17 protein-coding genes are annotated in these 17,903 nt (G+C 71.0%); 7 read left to right on the top strand and 10 right to left on the bottom strand.

Going from position 1 to position 17,903, the window contains the following annotated elements:
* Positions 1–3: 3 nt before the first annotated feature.
* A complete protein-coding gene (locus ACQRWP_RS11325) occupies positions 4–1,053 on the bottom strand; it encodes a zinc-binding alcohol dehydrogenase (RefSeq protein ID WP_430503185.1) in 1,050 nt (349 codons plus the stop codon).
* A 153-nt stretch (positions 1,054–1,206) separates the two neighbouring features.
* On the opposite strand from ACQRWP_RS11325, the gene ACQRWP_RS11330 reads away from it, so the two are divergent.
* Both ACQRWP_RS11330 and ACQRWP_RS11335 read left to right on the top strand, forming a co-directional pair.
* The gene (locus ACQRWP_RS11330) at positions 1,207–2,613 is read left to right on the top strand and encodes a KamA family radical SAM protein (protein ID WP_430502186.1); all 1,407 of its coding nucleotides are present in this window, start codon (positions 1,207–1,209) and stop codon (positions 2,611–2,613) included.
* Between the two features lie 153 nt (positions 2,614–2,766).
* Positions 2,767–3,948: a low temperature requirement protein A gene (locus ACQRWP_RS11335; RefSeq protein WP_430502187.1), complete on the top strand. Its 1,182-nt coding sequence runs from the start codon at positions 2,767–2,769 to the stop codon at positions 3,946–3,948.
* 99 nt (positions 3,949–4,047) lie between these two features.
* Here the strand turns inward: ACQRWP_RS11335 and ACQRWP_RS11340 are convergent, their stop codons facing one another.
* Positions 4,048–4,605, bottom strand: coding sequence for a TetR/AcrR family transcriptional regulator (locus ACQRWP_RS11340; RefSeq protein WP_430502188.1), 558 nt, complete (start codon positions 4,603–4,605; stop codon positions 4,048–4,050).
* A gap of 103 nt (positions 4,606–4,708) precedes the next feature.
* On the opposite strand from ACQRWP_RS11340, the gene ACQRWP_RS11345 reads away from it, so the two are divergent.
* Entirely contained in the window at positions 4,709–5,644 is a 936-nt protein-coding gene (locus ACQRWP_RS11345) for an NADP-dependent oxidoreductase (protein WP_430502189.1), read from the top strand.
* A 3-nt stretch (positions 5,645–5,647) separates the two neighbouring features.
* Here ACQRWP_RS11345 and ACQRWP_RS11350 read toward each other — a convergent pair whose 3' ends face one another.
* On the bottom strand, positions 5,648–6,448 hold the full coding sequence (locus ACQRWP_RS11350) for a polysaccharide deacetylase family protein (RefSeq protein ID WP_430502190.1): 801 nt from the start codon (positions 6,446–6,448) through the stop codon (positions 5,648–5,650).
* 296 nt (positions 6,449–6,744) lie between these two features.
* Positions 6,745–6,939, bottom strand: coding sequence for a CsbD family protein (locus ACQRWP_RS11355; RefSeq protein WP_088989634.1), 195 nt, complete (start codon positions 6,937–6,939; stop codon positions 6,745–6,747).
* A gap of 157 nt (positions 6,940–7,096) precedes the next feature.
* Between ACQRWP_RS11355 and ACQRWP_RS11360 the strand changes: the two genes are divergently transcribed.
* Positions 7,097–7,708, top strand: coding sequence for a histidine phosphatase family protein (locus tag ACQRWP_RS11360; protein ID WP_430502191.1), 612 nt, complete (start codon positions 7,097–7,099; stop codon positions 7,706–7,708).
* Here ACQRWP_RS11360 and ACQRWP_RS11365 read toward each other — a convergent pair.
* The 3 genes from ACQRWP_RS11365 to ACQRWP_RS11375 all read right to left on the bottom strand — a co-directional run bounded on the left by ACQRWP_RS11365 (position 7,638) and on the right by ACQRWP_RS11375 (position 10,507).
* Positions 7,638–8,144 carry an Lrp/AsnC family transcriptional regulator gene (locus ACQRWP_RS11365; RefSeq protein ID WP_430502192.1) on the bottom strand — a complete coding sequence of 169 codons (507 nt, stop codon included), beginning with the start codon at positions 8,142–8,144 and terminating at the stop codon, positions 7,638–7,640. The two genes, ACQRWP_RS11360 and ACQRWP_RS11365, sit on opposite strands and share 71 nt — an antisense overlap.
* A gap of 108 nt (positions 8,145–8,252) precedes the next feature.
* Positions 8,253–9,395, bottom strand: a complete 1,143-nt coding sequence (locus ACQRWP_RS11370; RefSeq protein WP_430502193.1) for an acyl-CoA dehydrogenase family protein — start codon at positions 9,393–9,395, stop codon at positions 8,253–8,255.
* The gene (locus ACQRWP_RS11375) at positions 9,392–10,507 is read right to left on the bottom strand and encodes a M24 family metallopeptidase (protein ID WP_430502194.1); all 1,116 of its coding nucleotides are present in this window, start codon (positions 10,505–10,507) and stop codon (positions 9,392–9,394) included. The genes ACQRWP_RS11370 and ACQRWP_RS11375 overlap by 4 nt, the downstream gene beginning before the upstream one ends.
* A 202-nt stretch (positions 10,508–10,709) precedes the next feature.
* On the opposite strand from ACQRWP_RS11375, the gene ACQRWP_RS11380 reads away from it, so the two are divergent.
* Positions 10,710–12,077, top strand: a complete 1,368-nt coding sequence (locus ACQRWP_RS11380) for a glycosyl hydrolase family 18 protein (protein ID WP_210785775.1) — start codon at positions 10,710–10,712, stop codon at positions 12,075–12,077.
* A 143-nt stretch (positions 12,078–12,220) separates the two neighbouring features.
* On the opposite strand, the gene ACQRWP_RS11385 is transcribed toward ACQRWP_RS11380, so the two are convergent.
* Positions 12,221–13,546, bottom strand: a complete 1,326-nt coding sequence (locus tag ACQRWP_RS11385; protein WP_430502195.1) for an MFS transporter — start codon at positions 13,544–13,546, stop codon at positions 12,221–12,223.
* A gap of 38 nt (positions 13,547–13,584) precedes the next feature.
* Positions 13,585–14,505: a DMT family transporter gene (locus tag ACQRWP_RS11390; RefSeq protein WP_430502196.1), complete on the bottom strand. Its 921-nt coding sequence runs from the start codon at positions 14,503–14,505 to the stop codon at positions 13,585–13,587.
* A gap of 126 nt (positions 14,506–14,631) precedes the next feature.
* On the opposite strand from ACQRWP_RS11390, the gene ACQRWP_RS11395 reads away from it, so the two are divergent.
* Positions 14,632–15,522 (top strand): LysR family transcriptional regulator, encoded by an 891-nt coding sequence (locus ACQRWP_RS11395; protein ID WP_430502197.1) that lies wholly within the window; start codon positions 14,632–14,634, stop codon positions 15,520–15,522.
* Positions 15,523–15,578: 56 nt separating this feature from the next.
* On the opposite strand, the gene ACQRWP_RS11400 is transcribed toward ACQRWP_RS11395, so the two are convergent.
* Complete coding sequence (locus ACQRWP_RS11400) at positions 15,579–16,457, bottom strand: winged helix-turn-helix transcriptional regulator (RefSeq protein WP_430502198.1); 879 nt, start codon at positions 16,455–16,457, stop codon at positions 15,579–15,581.
* An 80-nt stretch (positions 16,458–16,537) separates the two neighbouring features.
* Here ACQRWP_RS11400 and ACQRWP_RS11405 point away from each other — a divergent pair, with 80 nt between their 5' ends.
* Complete coding sequence (locus tag ACQRWP_RS11405) at positions 16,538–17,815, top strand: MFS transporter (RefSeq protein ID WP_430502199.1); 1,278 nt, start codon at positions 16,538–16,540, stop codon at positions 17,813–17,815.
* Positions 17,816–17,903 lie beyond the last annotated feature (88 nt).

A 17,903-nucleotide genomic window follows, 5' to 3' on the forward strand; every position in this document is an offset into this window, starting at 1 on the left:
ACCTCAGTCTGCCGCGACCCGCGCCGCGAACAGCTGACGCACCCCCGGCTCGGCCCGCAGCAGCCCCAACGCCAACTCCGCGTGCCCCGGCACGTACCCGTTGCCCACCAGCATCGTCACGTCCGCCGCCAACCCCTCCGCGCCCAACGCGGCCGCGGAGAAGCTCGTCGCCATCGAGAAGAAGATCACCGTGCCGCCGTCCGCGGTGGCCAGCACCGCCCCGTGCTCACACCCCGGCACGTCCACGCATACCACCGTCACGTCCGCCGGCGCACCCAGCGCGGTCGTCACCGCCGTGGACAACCCCACCGGGTCGCGCGCGTCGGCCAACGCCACCACCGACGCCAGACCGGCGGCCGTCAGCGCGTCGCGCTCCGCCGCCACCGGCACCACCCCGACGGTACGCGCGGCGCCCGCCCGTCGCGCCGCCGCGAGCGACAGCGACCCGCTCTTACCGGCCCCACCGATCACCGCAACCCGCACCGGCGTCGGATCACCGGTACGCCGACGGTCCTCGACGTAGCGCGACACCACCCGGGCGGTCAGCGCGGGCGCCCCGCACACGTCCAGCACGGCGAGGGACAACTGCGGGTCCTCGTCGTCGGGCAGCACCGCGGCGATGGAGCGCGCGAACAGGATCGCCCACCCGTCACAGGGCACCTGCTCGCTGCGCCCGTCCCAACGGGCCAACCCATCGGTGATCACCAGGGGCGTCAACGTCAACGACACCAGGCTGGCGACCCGCTCCCCCGCCCTGAGCCCCAGCGGGGACCGCCGACCGGCCTCCTCGACAGTGCCGATCAGCATCCCGCCCGACCCGGTCACCGGGTTCTGCATCTTCCCCCGGGTCGCGATGATCTCCAGCACCTCGGCGCGGACCGCGTCACCGTTGCCGCCGTGCTTCTCCGACAACTGCCGGAAGCTCGCCGCGTCCAGGTTGAGCCGCTGCACCCGGATCCGCACCTCGTTCGGCGCGATCGCCGCCGACGTGTCCAGGCGCCAAGCCGCCTGCGGCAGCACCCCCGCCGGTTGCACGACGCGGTGCAGTCCCACCGGTGACGTCACGCCAACCTCCCCCTGCCAGCCGTCCGAAGCCCCGGTCAAGGCTCGCGTAACGGGAAAACTTACGGCAGACTAGTTTCTGTACCGAATATTTTCCAGTAGCCTTCGGGCTTCGATGATCAGCCGTAACACCGAGGAGGGGCCGTGACCCAGACCCAACCGGTTGAGACCATCCCTCAACCCCGTCACGCCCCGGTCGCCGTACCGACCGCCGGGCAGCCCTACGAGTACCACCGCCGCCCCCTGGTCGAACCCGACTGGACCCGGTTCCCCGGCTGGCGCCACGTCACCCGCGACCAGTGGGAATCCGCCCAGTGGCAGCGCGTCAACTGCGTCAAGAACATCAAGCAACTCCGCGCCGTCTTCGGTGACCTGATCGACGAGACCTTCTACGCCGACCTCGAGGCCGACCAGTTGGCCCTGGCCACCATGTCCATGCTGGTGCCACCACAAATGATCAACACGATGGTGCCGTTCGCGACCCTCACCACCGAGGCGCTGCTCGCCGACCCCATCCGCCGCTACATGATCCCGGTCGCCTCCGACCGGCGCACCGACTGGCCCTCACACCCCTACGCCAGCCGCGACAGCCTCCACGAGCACGACATGTGGGTCGCCGAAGGGCTCACCCACCGCTACCCCACCAAGGTCCTCGCCGAACTGCTCTCCACCTGCCCCCAGTACTGCGGGCACTGCACCCGCATGGACCTCGTCGGCAACTCCACCCCCGCCGTCGACAAACTCAAACTCACCCTCAAGCCCGTCGACCGCTACGACGCCCACATCGCCTACCTCAAGGCCCACCCCGGCGTCCGCGACGTGGTCGTCTCCGGCGGCGACGTGGCCAACGTCCCCTGGCGCAACCTCGAGTCGTACCTCATGCGCCTGCTGGAACTGGAGACGGTCCGCGACATCCGGCTCGCCACCAAAGCCCTCATGGGCCTACCCCAACACTGGCTGCAACCCGACGTCGTCGAGGGCCTGGAGCGAGTCGCCCGCACCGCCGCCCGCCGCGGCGTCAACCTCGCCATCCACACCCACGTCAACCACGCCCAGTCGCTCACCCCACTGGTCGCCAAGGCCGCCCAGACCGCCCTCGACGTCGGCGTTCGCGACGTCCGCAACCAGGGCGTTCTCATGCGCGGCGTCAACGCCACCACCCCGGAACTGCTCGACCTCTGCTTCGCCCTCCAAGGCGAAGCCGGGATCCTGCCGTACTACTTCTACATGTGCGACATGATCCCCAACGCCGAACACTGGCGAGTCCCGGTCTGGCACGCCCAGCAACTCCAGCACGACATCATGGGCTACCTCCCCGGCTACGCCACCCCCCGCATCGTCTGCGACGTCCCCTTCGTCGGTAAGCGCTGGGTGCACATGCTCACCGACTACGACCGTGAGCGCGGCATCTCCTACTGGACGAAGAACTACCGCACCTCCATCGAATCCGCCGACCTGGAGGCGCTCAACAAGCGCTACGCCTACTACGACCCGATCGACACCCTCCCCGCCGACGGCCAGCAGTGGTGGGCCGACCACCGCAACGACTGACCCACCCACGACGAAGCCCCCGGAGTCCTCCCCTCCGGGGGCTTCGTCGTAACCCGTCACCGGCAGACTCGCGACCGACTGCCACCCACCGCACCTTCGGAGAATCACCAACCCCGGAACGCCACACACCGCCGACGGCTAGCGTCCACCACCATGAGACACCCGCGGCCCGCCCCAGGCACGGGCACCGGCGACCGGGTCACACTCGACGAAGTCTTCTTCGACGTCGTGTTCGTCCTCACCGTCACCCAACTGGCCCACGCCCTCGAAACCCACCTCAACTGGGCTGGATTCGGCCGCAGCGCCCTGATCCTCGGCCTGCTCTGGTACCTCTACACCGGCTACGCCTGGCTCAACAACCACCTGCCACCCCGACAGAACGCCACCAGACTGCTGCTCTTCGCCGGCATGGCCGGCTTCCTGCTCAGCGCCGTCGCCCTACCCGACGCTCTCACCGGCAGCGGCGCGCTCTTCGCCGCCGGCTACCTCACCGTCGTCGCCGTCCACCTCATCCTGTTCCTGCACACCAACGCCCGCAGCGGCGCACTGCGACTCGCCCCCTACAACCTCGGAGCCGCGCTCCTCGTCCTCGTTGCCGCCGCGTTCACCGGCCCCGCCGTACCCGCCCTCTGGGCCGCCGCCGTGTTCACCCAGTCCGTCCTGCCCTACCTGCTCCCCCGCCTGTCCTGGACCGGCGTTCCCGACGCCTTCCACCTGCGCCCCGCGCACTTCGTCGAACGACACGGACTGCTCGTCATCGTCGCCCTCGGCGAATCCGTCGTCACCATCGGCATGGGCGTACCCGCCGACGAGCTCACCGCCGCAACGGCCGCCGCGATCGTGCTCGCCCTCGCCGTACCCGTCGCCCTCTGGTGGACCTACTTCACCGACACCCGACCCGCCACGGCCGCCCTGGCCGCCGCAGCACCCGCCGCCCGCAGCCAGATGGCCGCCCGTACCTACGTGTTCCCCCACTTCCTGCTGCTGCTCGGCGTCATCTCGACGGTCGCCGGTCTGCATGCCGCCGTCGCCCGACCTGACGAGCCGGCCACCACTGGCGCCGCCCTGGCCCTCGGCGGCGGCGTCGCGCTCTACCTGGTCGGCATCGCCGCCGTGCGCCGCGCCCTACGCGTGCCTATCCCCCTGGCCCGACTCGTCGCCGCGGTGGCGGCGCTGGCCACCGTCGCCATCGGCGTCACTCTTCCGGTGACCGTCCAGCTCGTCACCACCATCGCCATCCTGGTGCTGATGCTGGTGACCGACACCCGGCGGTCCACCCGCCGCGGTGACGACGAGAGAACATCCCTCGAAGCGGAACGAGCGCAAAGGCCCTGATTGCCCGGGCCAGCTCAACCTCGCCCACCACGAGATCGAACGTCTCCTGCCGCCCGTCCGCGAACTGAACCAGTACGCCCCGCCGACAGCCCACACCAGTCAGGCACTGATACCGGCGAGCACCAGATCGGCGACCTGACCGATCACCCGGGCACTCGTCGCCACCGGCAACCGCCGAAGCGACGCGATGGCCAGCAGACCGGCCCGGACGTCGTCCACGCCGACCCCGTCACGCAGCACACCCGCCGCACGGGCCCGCCCGACCAGCACGTTCAACGCCTGCGCGTGCTCCCGCCGCTCCCGCTGAAACGCCGCACTCACCTCACCCGGCCCCAACAACGCCTCGTTGAGCGCCCGGTCATGGATCTGCCGCTCGGCGAACTCGCGCACCACGCCGGACAACGCCCGCCACGGGTCCGGGTCGTCGAGCGCGCGGCGCATCCGCACACCGCAGTCGTCCACCCGCTCGGCCAGCACCGTCGCGACCAACTCCGTACGCGTCGGGAAGTGCCGGTACAGGGTCGCCACACCCACCCCCGCCCGTCGCGCCACCTCCCGCATGGGCACCTCGAGCCCCGCCGACGCGAACGCCTCCCGTGCCGCCGCCACCACCCGATCACGGTTGAACCGGGCATCGGCACGCTGCATCTGAGACATCTCCGACCGGCCTCCCTCTCACTTCACCCCACAGCGGAACAGCTGCTCCGTTTCCGGCCTACGGTACGACCATCACCCCGTCTCCCCAGGCAGAGGAGCCCTGATGTTCGCCGTGCAGTACGACCGGTTCGGTGGTCCCGAGGTACTCCACCTCGGCACCACCGACGCGCCACAGCCCCGAGCCGGCCAGATCCGCATCCGCGTCCAGGCCGCCGGCGTCTCCCCCGTCGACGTCGGCCTCCGCTCCGGCCGCACCCCGATGAGCGCCCGACTGCCGTTGCCACACATCCCCGGCGTCGACGCGGCCGGCGTCGTCGACGAGATCGGCGACGACGCCGACGGCGTGACCCTCGGCGACCACGTCTTCGGCATCGTCGAGCTGGCCAGACTCGGCGGTGCGAGCGCACAGTTCGCGGTACTACAGCTCTGGGCGCACAAACCCACCACCATGCCGTGGGCCCAGGCGGGCGCCAGCATCGAGACCGCCACCCGGGCCCTCGACCTGCTGGACCTACGGCCCGGCATGACGCTCCTCGTCGATGGCGCCGCCGGCGGCGTCGGCAGCACCGCCGTCCAACTCGCCGCCGCCCGCGGCGTCCACGTCATCGGCACCGCCCGCGCCGACAACCACGATTTCCTCCGCCAGCTCGGGACGACACCGGTCACCTACGGCCCCGACCTCACCAACCGCCTCGACGCCCTGGGCGTGACCCGGATCGACCGCGCCCTCGACGTCGCCGGCGCCGGGTCCCTGCCCGAACTGCTCCACCTCACCGGCAACCCGACAGCGGTGCTCACCCTGGCCGACTTCACCGCCCCCACCCACGGCGTCCGACTGTCCATGGGGCAACTGGCCGGCGAACCCGACGGCCGCCACGGCCTGCCCGCCGCAGCCGAACTGTTCACCGAGGGCCGGTTCAGGGTGCCGATCGAAGCGACCTACCCGCTTGAGAAGGCGGCCGACGCGCACCAGACGGCCGAGCACGGATCCCGCCGCGGAAAGATCGTCCTGACCGTCGACGACGTGCAGGAGAGCTGAGCCTCAGCCGCCGGCCAGCACCTCGGACAACGGCGCCGGCACCAGCCCTCGCTCCCGCAACCCGGCCAGAATGTGCGGCAACGCCTCATCCGTCATCGCCGCGTTCGCCTCGGTCACATGCATGATCACCACCGACCCGGGGCGAACGTGGTCCAACACCGCCCGCACCAACGGCTTCCACGCCGTCGCGAACGGATCGCCGCTGACCACGTCCCCGTCGACCACCGTCACACCCAGCGGCGCCAACGCGTCCAACGCCGCCGCATCGTGGCACAACCCCGGAAACCGGAAGTACCGGGTCTGCCGACCCCCGTACGGCGCGATCACCTCGAACGTCTTCGCCACATCGCCGGCCAGCTCGTCCACCGGTAGCCGCGGCAGGTCGTAACAGTCGGCGGTGAACGCCGCGTGCCCGTAGGTGTGGTTGGCCAACTCGAAGCGCGGGTTGCCGGCGATCCGCCGGGTCACGTCTGGATACCGCTGCACCCACTTGCCGGTCAGGAAGAACGTCGCCGGCACCTGCTCGCGCTCGAGCAGGTCGAGGATGCGCAGGTTCGCGTACGACTTCACCCGGCCGGCCCGCAGGCTGGCCAGCATCCCGTCGGTCATGTCCGCGTCGAAGGTCAGCGCGACCTTGGCACCGATGCGCGGACCGTGATCCACCACCGGCGCCCTGCTCACCACCCCCGTCGCGCCCGGGACAGCCGCAACCGTCGGCGTCGGGACCGCCTGCGACGCGCTGGCCGACGGCGCGGCCGGGGAGGCGGACGAGCCGACGAAGACCGGCTGCTCCGGCGGGGGCACCCGGGACGCCGTGCACGCGACACTGCCGGCAACGGCCGCCGCAACCAGTACGCCACACCACAATGGGCGAAGCCGGGGTCGGATCACGCCGCAGATCATCGCAGACGCGAAAGTGCCTCACTGTCCCGCGCGCTCAAGCCCAACCCGTCGATCTTGCACTTTCCGCTGTCGTCATCGGTTGGATATCCCTTACGTCGGAACAGTAAGTGCAAGATCGCGGCGCAGAGGGCAAGGGCAGGGGCGGCACGACGGGTCCCCGGGCGCACCGTCGCCCGGGGACCCGTGGACCGCTCAGGTCACTTCGTGAAGGAGTCCTTCACGTTGCGACCAGCGTCCTTGACGTTCTGACCGGCCTGCTTGGCGCGCGCGTCGCTCTGCTGGCTGGCGCCCTCGCCACGCATCCGCTCGTTGTCGGTCATGTCGCCGACGCGCTCCCTCGCGGCGCCGGCCATCTGCTCAACCTTGTTCTTTGCCTTCTCGGTGAAGCTCATCGCGCCTCCTCGGTCTGGCGGTTGTCCTGGCTCGCTTGCCCGGTCTCCCGGTGCCGAAACCGGCGGTGCCGGTCGGCACACCCGCTAAGGCATCCTAGGAAGATAGGTAGTGGGAGGGTCGCCTGTCGGCGCCGCCCCACGATGGTTAACTGACCGAATGGGAGAGCTCCTGCTGATCCGGCACGGCGAGACCACCTGGAGCGCCAGCCTGCGGCACACCTCGTACACCGATCTGGAGCTGACCCCCGACGGCGAGCGACAGGCCCGCACCCTGGCCGCGTTCCTGGCCGGCCGGCGCTTCGTCACCGTGCTGGCCAGCCCCCGTGCCCGGGCGCTGCGCACCGCGCAGCTGGCCGGGCTCACCGTCGACGGCGTGGACGACGACCTCAGCGAGTGGAACTACGGCGAGTACGAGGGCCGCACCACCGTCGACATCCACGACGACGATCCGCACTGGAACATCTGGACCGACGGCTGCCCCGGCGGGGAGTCCCCCGCGCAGGTGGGCGAACGGCTCGACCGGGTGCTGGCCCGCGTCACCCCGCTGCTCGACCGCGGCACCGTCGCGCTGGTCGGGCACGCGCACAGCCTGCGGGTGCTCGGTGCCCGTTGGATCGGCCTGCCCCCGTCCGCCGGTGGGCGGCTACGCCTGGAAACCGCCACGGTCAGCGCGCTCGGTCACGAACACGGCCGGCAGGTCATCCTGCGGTGGAACCAGCCGGCTCCTCCGGCGCCCGGGACCGCGACCGACTCGGTGCCACCGCGCTGATCTTCGGTGGCCGGTTCTCGTACGGCGTGGACAACACCACTGTCGTGCGGGTCGTGACGTTCGCCGAGGTACGGATCTCCTGGAGCACCCGCTCCAGGTCGGTGGGGCTGGCCACCCGCACCAGCAGCAGGTAGAAGTCCTCCCCCGCCACCGAGTAGCAGGAGTCGATCTCCGGCAGGTGGGCCAGCCGCTCCGGGGCGTCGTCCGGCTGCGACGGATCGAACGGCCGGATCGCCACGAACGCGGTCAGCGGCAGGTCCAGCGCCTCGAACGACACCCGGGCGGCGTACCCCTTGATCACCCCGCGCTGCTCCAGCCGGCGGACCCGCTGGTGCACGGCGGACACCGACAGCCCCACCCGCTCGGCCAGGTCGGTGTACGACAGACGGCCGTCGGCGGTCAGCGCGGCGACGATAGCGCGGTCGATCTCCTCCACGGCGTGCAACCTACCGGTAAAACCGTCGCACGGCGACGAGGTACCCGAGTGACGGGCCGCGGTGGGCCGTGACGCGCCCACCGCAGCCCCACCACCACGTACGCCTCGTCAGTCCTTGGCCAGCGCCCGGGAGATCACCATCCGCTGGATCTGGTTGGTGCCCTCCACGATCTGCAACACCTTCGCCTCACGCATGTACCGCTCCACCGGGTGGTCGGCCACATAACCCGCGCCGCCGAGCACCTGCACCGCGTCGGTGGTCACCCGCATCGCCATGTCGGTGGCGAAGAGCTTCGCCTTGGCCGCCTCGATCGCGTACGGGCGGCCGGCGTCGCGCAGCCGGGCCGCCGCCAGGGTCAGCGCGCGGGCGGCGGAGATCTGGGTGGCCGCGTCGGCGAGGAGGAACCCCAGACCCTGGAAGTCGATGATGGAGCGCCCGAACTGCTGCCGCTCCCGGGCGTAGGAGACCGCGTAGTCCAGGGCGGCCTGGGCCAACCCGACCGCGCACGCCGCGATGCCCAGCCGGCCGGAGTCCAGCGCGGACATGGCGATGGTGAAGCCCATCCCCTCGCCGCCGATCAACCGGTCGGCCGGCACCCGCGCGTCGTCGAAGGCGATCTGCGCCACCGGGGAGGCGCGCAGCCCCATCGTCCGCTCGGCCGCCTGCGGGGTGATGCCGGCCGTGCCCGCGTCGGCGAGCAGGCAGGAGATCCCCTTCGGACCGGGCCCGCCGGTGCGGCAGAAGACGTTGTAGAAGTCGGCCGTGCGGGCGTGGGTGATCCACGCCTTGGTACCGGAGACCAGGTACGCGTCGCCGTCGCGATCCGCCCGGGTGGTCAGCGCCGCCGCGTCCGAGCCACCCTGCGGCTCGGAGAGGCAGTACGCGCCCAGCAACTCGCCACCGAGCATGTCCGGCAGGAGCTTGCGCTGCTCGTCGCTGCCGAACGCCGCCACCGGGTAGCAGGACAGGGTGTGCACGCTGACCGCCTCGGCGACCGCGAGCCAGCGGCTGGCCAGGATCTCCAGCACCTGGAGGTACACCTCGTACGGCTGCGCCGCGCCGCCGTACTCCTCGGGGTAGGGCAGGCCGAGCAGGCCGGCGCGGCCCAGCGTGCGCAGCACCTCGCGGGGGAACTCGGCGCGTTCCTCGAAGGCCGCGGCCTTCGGCGCGAGCTCGCCATCGGCGAGCTCGGTGGCGAGACCCAGCAGGTCGTGGGCCTCGTCGGTGGGGAGGATCCGGTCGACAGTCATAGCGCGATGAGCTCCGTGGGGGTGGTGTTGAGCCGTTGCACGCCGTCCGTTGTGCAGACGACGATGTCCTCGATGCGGGCGCCGTGCCGGCCCGCCAGGTAGATGCCCGGTTCGATGGAGAACGCCATGCCGGCGCCGAGGGGCCGGTCGTTGCCGGCCACCAGGTACGGCTCCTCGTGCCCGTCCAGACCGATGCCGTGGCCGGTGCGGTGCAGGAACGCGGGACCGTAGCCGGCGGCGGCGATCGGCGCGCGGGCCGCGGCGTCGGCCGCCGCGGCGGTGATTCCGGGCCGCACCGCCTCGACGGCGGCGCGCTGGGCGTCGCGCAGCACCGCGTAGTAGTCCAGGAAGTCGGCCGGCGCTGCTCCACCCGCCAGGTAGGTACGGGTGCAGTCCGAGCGGTAGCCCGACGCCATCGTGCCGCCGATGTCGACCACCACCGGCTCGCCGACGCCGATCGGCCGGTCGGAAGTGCCGTGGTGCGGGCTGGCTCCGTTGGGCCCAGCCGCCACGATGACGAAGTCGACGGTGACGTGCCCGGCGGCGCGGATCGCCGCGGCGATGTCGGTGGCGACCTCGGCCTCGGTGCGACCGGGCCGCAGCCACTCGCCCATCCGCAGGTGCACCTCGTCGATCGCCGCGCCGGCCTCGGCGAGTGCCGCGACCTCGGCCGGGGACTTGCGGATCCGCAACTCACGCAGCACCTCCCCGGCGAGCCGTTGCGCGGCGCCGGGCAGCGCCGTGCGCAGGCCGAGGACCTGCTCGGCCCACATCCGGTCGGCGAGCCCGACCGCCGCGACCGGGCCGTCGAGCGCGGCGACGACCAGGGGGTACGGGTCGCTGCCGTCGACGTGGTCGACGATGCGCACGCCGGTCGCCGGGGCTGGGGACGCCTCGGCGGCCGGGCGTTCGAGTCGGGGCACGACGAGGGTCGGCTCGCCCTCGGCGGGCAGCACCAGGCAGGTCAGCCGCTCCCCCGCGTGGGCGTCGTACCCGGTCAGATACCGCAGGTCGGAGCCGGGCGTGAGCAGCAGGGCGTCCAGGCCGGCGGCGGCCGTCGCGCGCTGCGCGGCGATCAGCCGATCCGGCGGATACAGCTCGTCGATTCCCACCCCGTCAGCTTAACGGTCGTTTGGGCAAACCCCATATTGACACCGACTCGCCGGAAATCCATCGATGTTGATTGACTCCGACAGTTAACACTCTTTAAGATTTGGCTGCCTCGAGGCCCACCCGTCCCTGCGTCCCCGCACCCCCCGCCCGCGACAACCCTGCGCGGGCGGGTGTCGTCCCCCGCCCACGGGAAGGCCCCCGATGTCCTCACCACTGCGCCGCGCCCTCGCCGCCGGCCTGCTCGCGCTGGCCACGGCCGGCGCCACCCTCACCGTCATTCCCACCGCCGCGCAGGCCGTGGTGCTGCCGAACAACTTCAAGAGCGTCGGCTACATGCCCTCCTGGGCCGGCAACATCAACACCATCCAGTACAACAAGCTCACCCACATCAACTACGCCTTCGTCCTGCCCAACAGCAACGGCACGCTGCAAGGGGTGGACGGGGCCCGGCTGTCCTCGCTGGTCTCGCAGGGGCACGCCAACAACGTCAAGGTCTCCATCGCCGTCGGCGGCTGGAACGACGGCAACGACTCGGCCTTCGAGACGCTCGCCGCCAATGCCACCAGCCGCACCAACTTCGTCAACAACCTGATCAACTTCGTCAACCAGTACAACCTCGACGGCGTCGACATGGACTGGGAGTACCCCGACCCGGGCGCCTCGGCCAACAACTACACGGCGCTCATGACGCAGCTCAGCAGCGCCCTGCACAGTCGCGGCAAGCTGCTCACCGCCGCCGTGGTCTCCGAGGGTGGCAGCGTCCAGGGCGTCCAGACGGCCGTGTTCAACCAGGTCGACTGGCTCAACATCATGGCGTACGACGGCGGCAGCCCACACGCCAACTACGACTGGTCGATCAACAGCATCAACCTGTGGAAGGCCCGTGGTCTGCCGGCCAGCAAGGCCGTCCTCGGCATCCCGTTCTACAGCCGCCCCGTCTACTACAACTACTCGTACCTGGTCGGACTCGACCCGGCGAACGCCAACCGGGACTGCGCCACCATCGGCGGCAGCCAGCAGTGCTGGAACGGCATTCCGACCGTCAAGCGCAAGACGCAGTGGGCGCTGGCCAACGCCGGCGGCGTGATGAACTGGGAGCTGTCGCAGGACACCAGCGGCTCGACCTCACTGCTCAGCGCCATGTACGACACCATCATGGGCGGCACCACCCCGCCGCCGACCGGTCGCACCGGCCAGATCACCGGGATCGCCGGCAAGTGCGTCGACGTGGCCTCGGCGAGCACCGCCAACGGCGCCGCCGTCCAACTCTGGGGCTGCAACGGCACCAACGCGCAGACCTGGACCGTGGCCAGCGACAGCACGCTGCGCGCCCTCGGCAAGTGCGCCGACATCACCAGCGGCTCCACCGCCAACGGCGCGAAGGTCCAACTCTGGGACTGCAACGGCAGCGGCGCGCAGGTCTGGCAGGCGCAGTCCAACGGCACGCTGCGCAACCCGCAGTCGAACAAGTGCCTCGACGCCAGCGACAACAGCTCCGCCGACGGCACCCGGTTGCAGATCTGGGACTGCTTCGCCGGCGCCAACCAGCGCTGGACGCTCCCGGCCTGACGGTAAGGGTTTGGGAAGGGCCTCTTGTTGACGTACGTACGTCAACAGGAGGCCCTTCCCAAAACCGGCCCCGCGCTTGGGTTGCTGTCCCAGCTCGCCAATTACTTGATCATGGCGCGGTCAGTGTTCGGCGATGGTGGCCCTTACAACAGACCCGGCGCTTCAGCCACCGGACGGTTCGCACCGGCCAGCGCCAGGGACCCGGTTCGCTGATCGGCGCCGTCGTCGTCCTTGCCCGCCGGCGATTCTGGCAAGTCGCGGCGGGTGCGAAGGGGCGAGAGAAACACGGGCAGGAAGGCCACCGTCAGCACGGCACCACCTACCCAGAGCGTGGCGTGCGCGGTGGCCAACTCGCCGATCAGTCCGGCCACGGCGGCGCCGATCGCGAGTGCGCCGGTGAGCAGGAAGCGGAAGGTGGCGTTCATCCGGCCGAGGAGGGAGTCCGGTGTCATCCGCTGTCGCAGGCTGACGCCGAGTACGTTGTCCATGCCCGTCTTGAACAGGGCAAGCAGCCATCCGGTCCCGGCGAGCCATAACCAGGGGCCCCGGTCGATGAGCGGTACGAGCAGTCCGGCGGGCGCCAGGCACAGGCCGACGAGACCGAGCGCGCGGCCGTAGCCGAGCCGTCCGGCGATGGGGCGAGCGCAGCGGGATCCCAGCAGCAGGCCGGCCCCGCCCACCGCCCAGAACAGGCCCAGCGCGCCGGCCGGGAGGCCGAGTTCCCGGATGAACAGCACCGGAAGCATGGTATTGATGATCTGCGAGCCGAGGTTGGACAGGGTTGCGGTGAGCGCGAGGGCCCGTAGTTCCGGGTTGTTGAAGACGTGCTGCAGCCCTTCGGCGATCTGTGTGCTCAACCGGGTCGCTTGCCCCGTCCCGGCCGACGCCGGGGTACGGCGAATGGCGGTGAGCCGAAGGGCCGAGGCCAGGTAGCCCACGGCCGCGCACGCCACCGCCACGGGCGCGCTGAGTAGCTGGACCAGCGCCCCGCCCGCGCCCCGCCCGGCTATGTTGCCGACCGCTATCAGGCTCACCACGGCGGCGTTCGCCTGGACCAGGCCGTCACGGCCGACGACTCGCGGCAACACGCTCTGCGCGCCGACATCGCTGAAGACGGTGGCGCAGCCGTTCAACAAGACGACCAGATACAACTGCCAGAGCGTGAGGGCGTCCCACCACCAGGCCAGCGGGATGAGGGCGAACAGCGCGGCTCGGGCCAGGTCAGCGGTGATCAGTACGCGCCGATGGCGCATCCGGTCCACCCAGGCCCCGGCGGGAAGACCGATGAGGAGGAAGGCGGCGGTGCTCAGGGTGGCCAGTGCCCCGACCTGGCCGGGACGGGCGTCGAGGGCAGACACGGCGATGAGCGGGACGGCGACGTACCCGACGTTGGTGCCGAGTTGGCTGAGGCTCGTCGCGGTGAACAGGGCGCGGAAGTCGGAGTTTCGCCACGGGGAGTTGGGTTGCATGATCCGTTCATCCGGTGGTTGGGTTCGCGGCACCGCCGTCATCCGGCAGCGGCCTTGCTGGTGGGGGCGGTATGGGTGACGGGTGTCGCGGCATCCTTGCTGACCGATCGCGGCGGCTGCTGTCGCCGGGTCATCGCGACACCGAGGAACACGACGACCATCCCCGCGATGACGCGCAGACCGATTTGCTCATCGAGCACGATCGCCCCCAGCGCCACTGAGACGACCGGCAGCAGGTACCCGACGGTGGCGGCGCTGGTCGCCCCCTCGTCCGCGATCAGCCGGTAACTGAGGTAGAAGGTGAATCCGGTGCTGAGGATGCCGAGAAGGGCGACCGCGATCACGGCCTTCGGATTGAATTCCGGCGGTGCCATCCCGCCGGCTGGCAAGGCCAGCGCGCTCAGCGCGGTGGCGGTGAGAAGCTGGGCCGCGGCGAGGGCGATCGGGGCGGTGCCCCTCCCGGTGAGCTTTCGGGCCATGTAGGCGAAGGCGACGGCGTAGCTCGCCGCCGCGCCGAGTAGGGCAAGAGTGCGCCAGCTCAGCAGCCCGGCCGCATGCCAGGGGGCGAAGATCAGCAAGGTACCGGCGAAGCCGAGCAGCAGCCCGCCCAGGCGGACCGGGCCCAGGCCACGTTCTGCCCCGATCCCGATGCCGATCAGCAGAGACCACAGCGGCGTGGTCGCGTTCAGCACGCCGGCCAGCCCGGAGTCGACGGTCTGCTCGCCGAGGCTGAAGAGGAAGAACGGCAGGGCGTTGCAGAAGAAGGCGGCCACGACGAGATGGCACCAGGTCGTCCGGTCCCGGGGCACTCGCTGGCGTGCGGACCAGGCCAGGCCCAGCAGGACCGCCGCGCCGAGCGCGGAGCGCGCGAAGGTGATCTGCAGGGGGGTCAGACCGTTGTTCAGGGCCAGCTTGATCCAGAGAAAGCCGGAGCCCCACAGCAGCGCGAGCACGGCCATCCGTCCCAACGCGCCACGTCCGCCAACGCTCACTTCTTGCCTCCCGGTCGAATCGACATGAACGCTGCCGGAGTGGACTCGACAGGACAAGTGAAAGGTTCTTCAGAGACCGTTAAGCTCAGCTACATGATTGACGTACGCCGCATGCAGGTCCTCCGCGCGGTGGTTGCCACGGGCTCGGTGACCGCAGCGGCGGCGGATCTCGGGTACACCCCGTCCGCGGTCAGCCAGCAGGTGGCGGCGCTCGAGAAGGAGGCCGGGATCGCGCTGTTGGAGCGCGTCGGCCGGGGCGTACGGCCGACGGCTGCCGGACGGCTGCTCACCGAACACGCGGCCATCATCGGCAAGCAACTGGCCGAGGCGGAGACGGCGCTGGCCGATCTGCGGGCCGGGCGTACCGGGCGGCTGGCGATCGGCTACTTTGCCACCGCCGGAGCCACCCTGATGGCACCCGCGCTCGCTCGGCTCCGGCAGGCGTACCCGGGCGTCCGGGTCGACCTCAGGATGACCGACCCCGCCGACCCGCTGCCGGCGGTGACGCAGGGCCGGATCGACCTGGCCATCGTGGTCAGATCCGCGGATCGGCCACCGGAGGGCGTCCACCTGGTCCACCTGCTCGACGACCCCTATCGCGCCGCCCTACCCAAGGGGCACCGGCTCGCCTCGAAGCGGGTCGTCGACCTGATCGATCTGGCTGATGAGCCGTGGGTCGGCAGCGAGTGTCCCGGCCCTTGCCTCGATGTCATCCTCGACGGCTGCGCTGCGGCCGGCTTCCAGCCGAACGTGGTGGCGCGGAGCGAGGATTACGCCACCGCGCAGGGCTTTGTCGCCGCAGGCCTGGGCGTCAGTCTGATTCCGGAGTTAGGGCTGGCCAACCGGCACCCCGGCGTCGTGATGCGCAAGATCCGCAACCCGGAACCCGTACGGGCGATCCAGGCGGCGGTGCGGCAGACATCGCTGGGCCAGCCGGCGCTCGACGGATTGCTCGCCGCACTGCGGCACGCGGCAACCGACTGAGGGCCAACCTCGGGGGCGCGGCGGGACTGCCTGGGACAGCTACCCAAGCGGAGGGCTCACACCTGGTGCGCGCGGACCAGGGTGAGCATCTCGTCCACCGACCCCGCTGGGTCGGAGACCGGGAACTGCACGGCTCGGACCACCGCCTGCGGGTCGACCAGCAGCGTCAGCCGCTTGAACCGGGTCATCCCACCGGCGCGGAAGACGGGCAGCAGCAGCCCGGCGGCCAACCGGCCGTCCTGGTCGGACAGCAGGGGAAACGGCAGTCCGGCGTACGCGGCGAAGTCGGCGAGCTGGTCCGGGCGTTGCGTGCTGATCCCGTACACCCGCACCCCGGCGGCCTGGAAGTCCGGGTGCCGCTTGGCGTAGGTGGTCGACTCGAGGGTGCAGCCCCGGGCACCGGGGATCTCCGACCAGGCCGGCGGATAGTCCTGCGTTCCCGGCGCGTACGCCCCGGGGAAGAGATAGAGGACGCTCCAGGCGCCCGTCGCGGCCACCGACACCGGCTGACCGTCGGGGCCCGGCAACACGGCCTCGGGCAACCGCCGCCCGATCAGATCGTGCGCCCGGCGAGCCTCGGCAGACCCGGCGTCGGCCGTCGCGGTCAGCTCACCGTCACCCATCAGATGCCTCGTCCCCCAGTCTTGTAGGGCGATCAGCACCGGCAGCAGCCCTTCGCCCTTGCCGGTGAGCAGGTAGTCGTAGCGCGGCGGGTGCCGTGAGTACGCCCGGCGCTCCAGGACGCCGTGCTCTACCAGCGCGCCGAGGCGCTCGGTCAGCGCCCGACGGCTGACGCCCAGCTCACGTTGCAGCGCGTCGAAGCGGGTCGTCCCGCCGGCGACGTCACGGACGATGAGGAACGTCCACCAGTCCCCCAGTACGCCGAGCGCCTGCGCGATGCCGCAGTCCGCATCAGCAAGATCCTCTCGCCGCACCGGCTACCTCCATTGGTCCCGTCCGACTATAGTCCGTTTCAATTTGGAACGCACTGGCTTGGCGAACGGGGGACGGCGACATGCACGTCGACGAACGGGCCGGGGTGTTCTGGCGCTGGTGGACCGCCGGCACGACCAGCATGGTCGGGTCGGCGGTCGGCGCGGTGGCGCTGCCGCTGACCGCGCTCACCGTCCTGGACGCCTCCGCGTTTCAGCTCGGCGTGATCGCCGCGGCCAGCTACGTCGCCTGGATCGTGATCGGGCTGCCCGCCGGTGTCATCGTGCAGCGCCTGCCGCTGCGTGGCGCCCAGGTGGGCGCCGACCTGGCCCGCGCCGTTGCCGTCGCCTCCATCCCACTCGCCTGGTGGTGGGGCCACCTCACCGTCGCCCACCTGGTGGTCACCGCGCTCGTGGTCAGTTTCGCCAATGTGCTCTTCGACGTGGCCAACTCGACCTTCTTGCCCAGCATCGTCGAACGGGAGCAGCTGCAGTCCCGCAACAGCCTCACCTCGGCCACCCATGCCGTCACCCTGCTCAGCGGCCCGTCCCTCGGTGGGCTCGCCGTGCAGGCACTCGGCGCGGTGCCCACCCTGCTCGTCGACTCGGCCAGCTACCTCGTCTCGGCGGCCCTGCTGCGCACCCTGCCCGCCACCCGCGTCGACGCGCCAGACCGTTGGCCGCCGATCGGTGAGCTGATCCGTGCGGGCTGGTGCTACGTCGCGTACCACCCGGTGATGGGACCGAGCATGTGGGCCGCGTCGGCGATGAACTTCGTCTGCGGCGCGCAGTTCGCGTTGTTCCCGCTCTACCTGGTCCGCGAGCTGCACGCTCCGGTCGGCCTGGTCGGGGTCCTGCTCGCCGTCGAGGGGGTCGGTGCGCTGGTCGGGGCGGCGCTCACCACCCGAATCACCACACGGATCGGCACCGCCCGCGCCCTGGTCGCCGCCGGATTCACCACTGTCGTCGGCGCGTTCCTGATCCCCTGGGGCACCGGGTGGCTGGCGTACGCCGCCTTCGCCGCCGGCAGCACCGTCTTCTCCCTCGGGACGGTGGTGCTCAGCGTGACCACCCGAACCTACCGGCAGATCGCCAGCCCTCCCGACCTGCTCTCCCGGGTGATGGCGACCGTGCGGTTCGTGTCCTGGGGTGCGATCCCGGTGGGCGGGCTGGTCGCCGGCGCGCTGGCCGGGCCGCTGGGTGCCCGCGCCACCCTGTTCGTCTTCGCGGCGACACTGGTCTGCGCGCCGGTGGTGCTGCTGCTCTCCCCCATCCGGCACCTGCGCGACCTCACCGACCACGACCAGGGCGACCAGCCAGGCCACCCCGCTGCGTCAACTGTCGGTGTCGGAGGTCGGTGACCGCGCGGCAACCAGCCCGCACTGACGTTTTCCGACCCGGCGCGTCCCCGCGGCCCTAGCCTGGGATCGGGGCGCCCGCGCGGGCGCC

It is taken from the genome of Micromonospora trifolii (assembly GCF_050516465.1).
GTDB lineage: Bacteria > Actinomycetota > Actinomycetes > Mycobacteriales > Micromonosporaceae > Micromonospora > Micromonospora trifolii.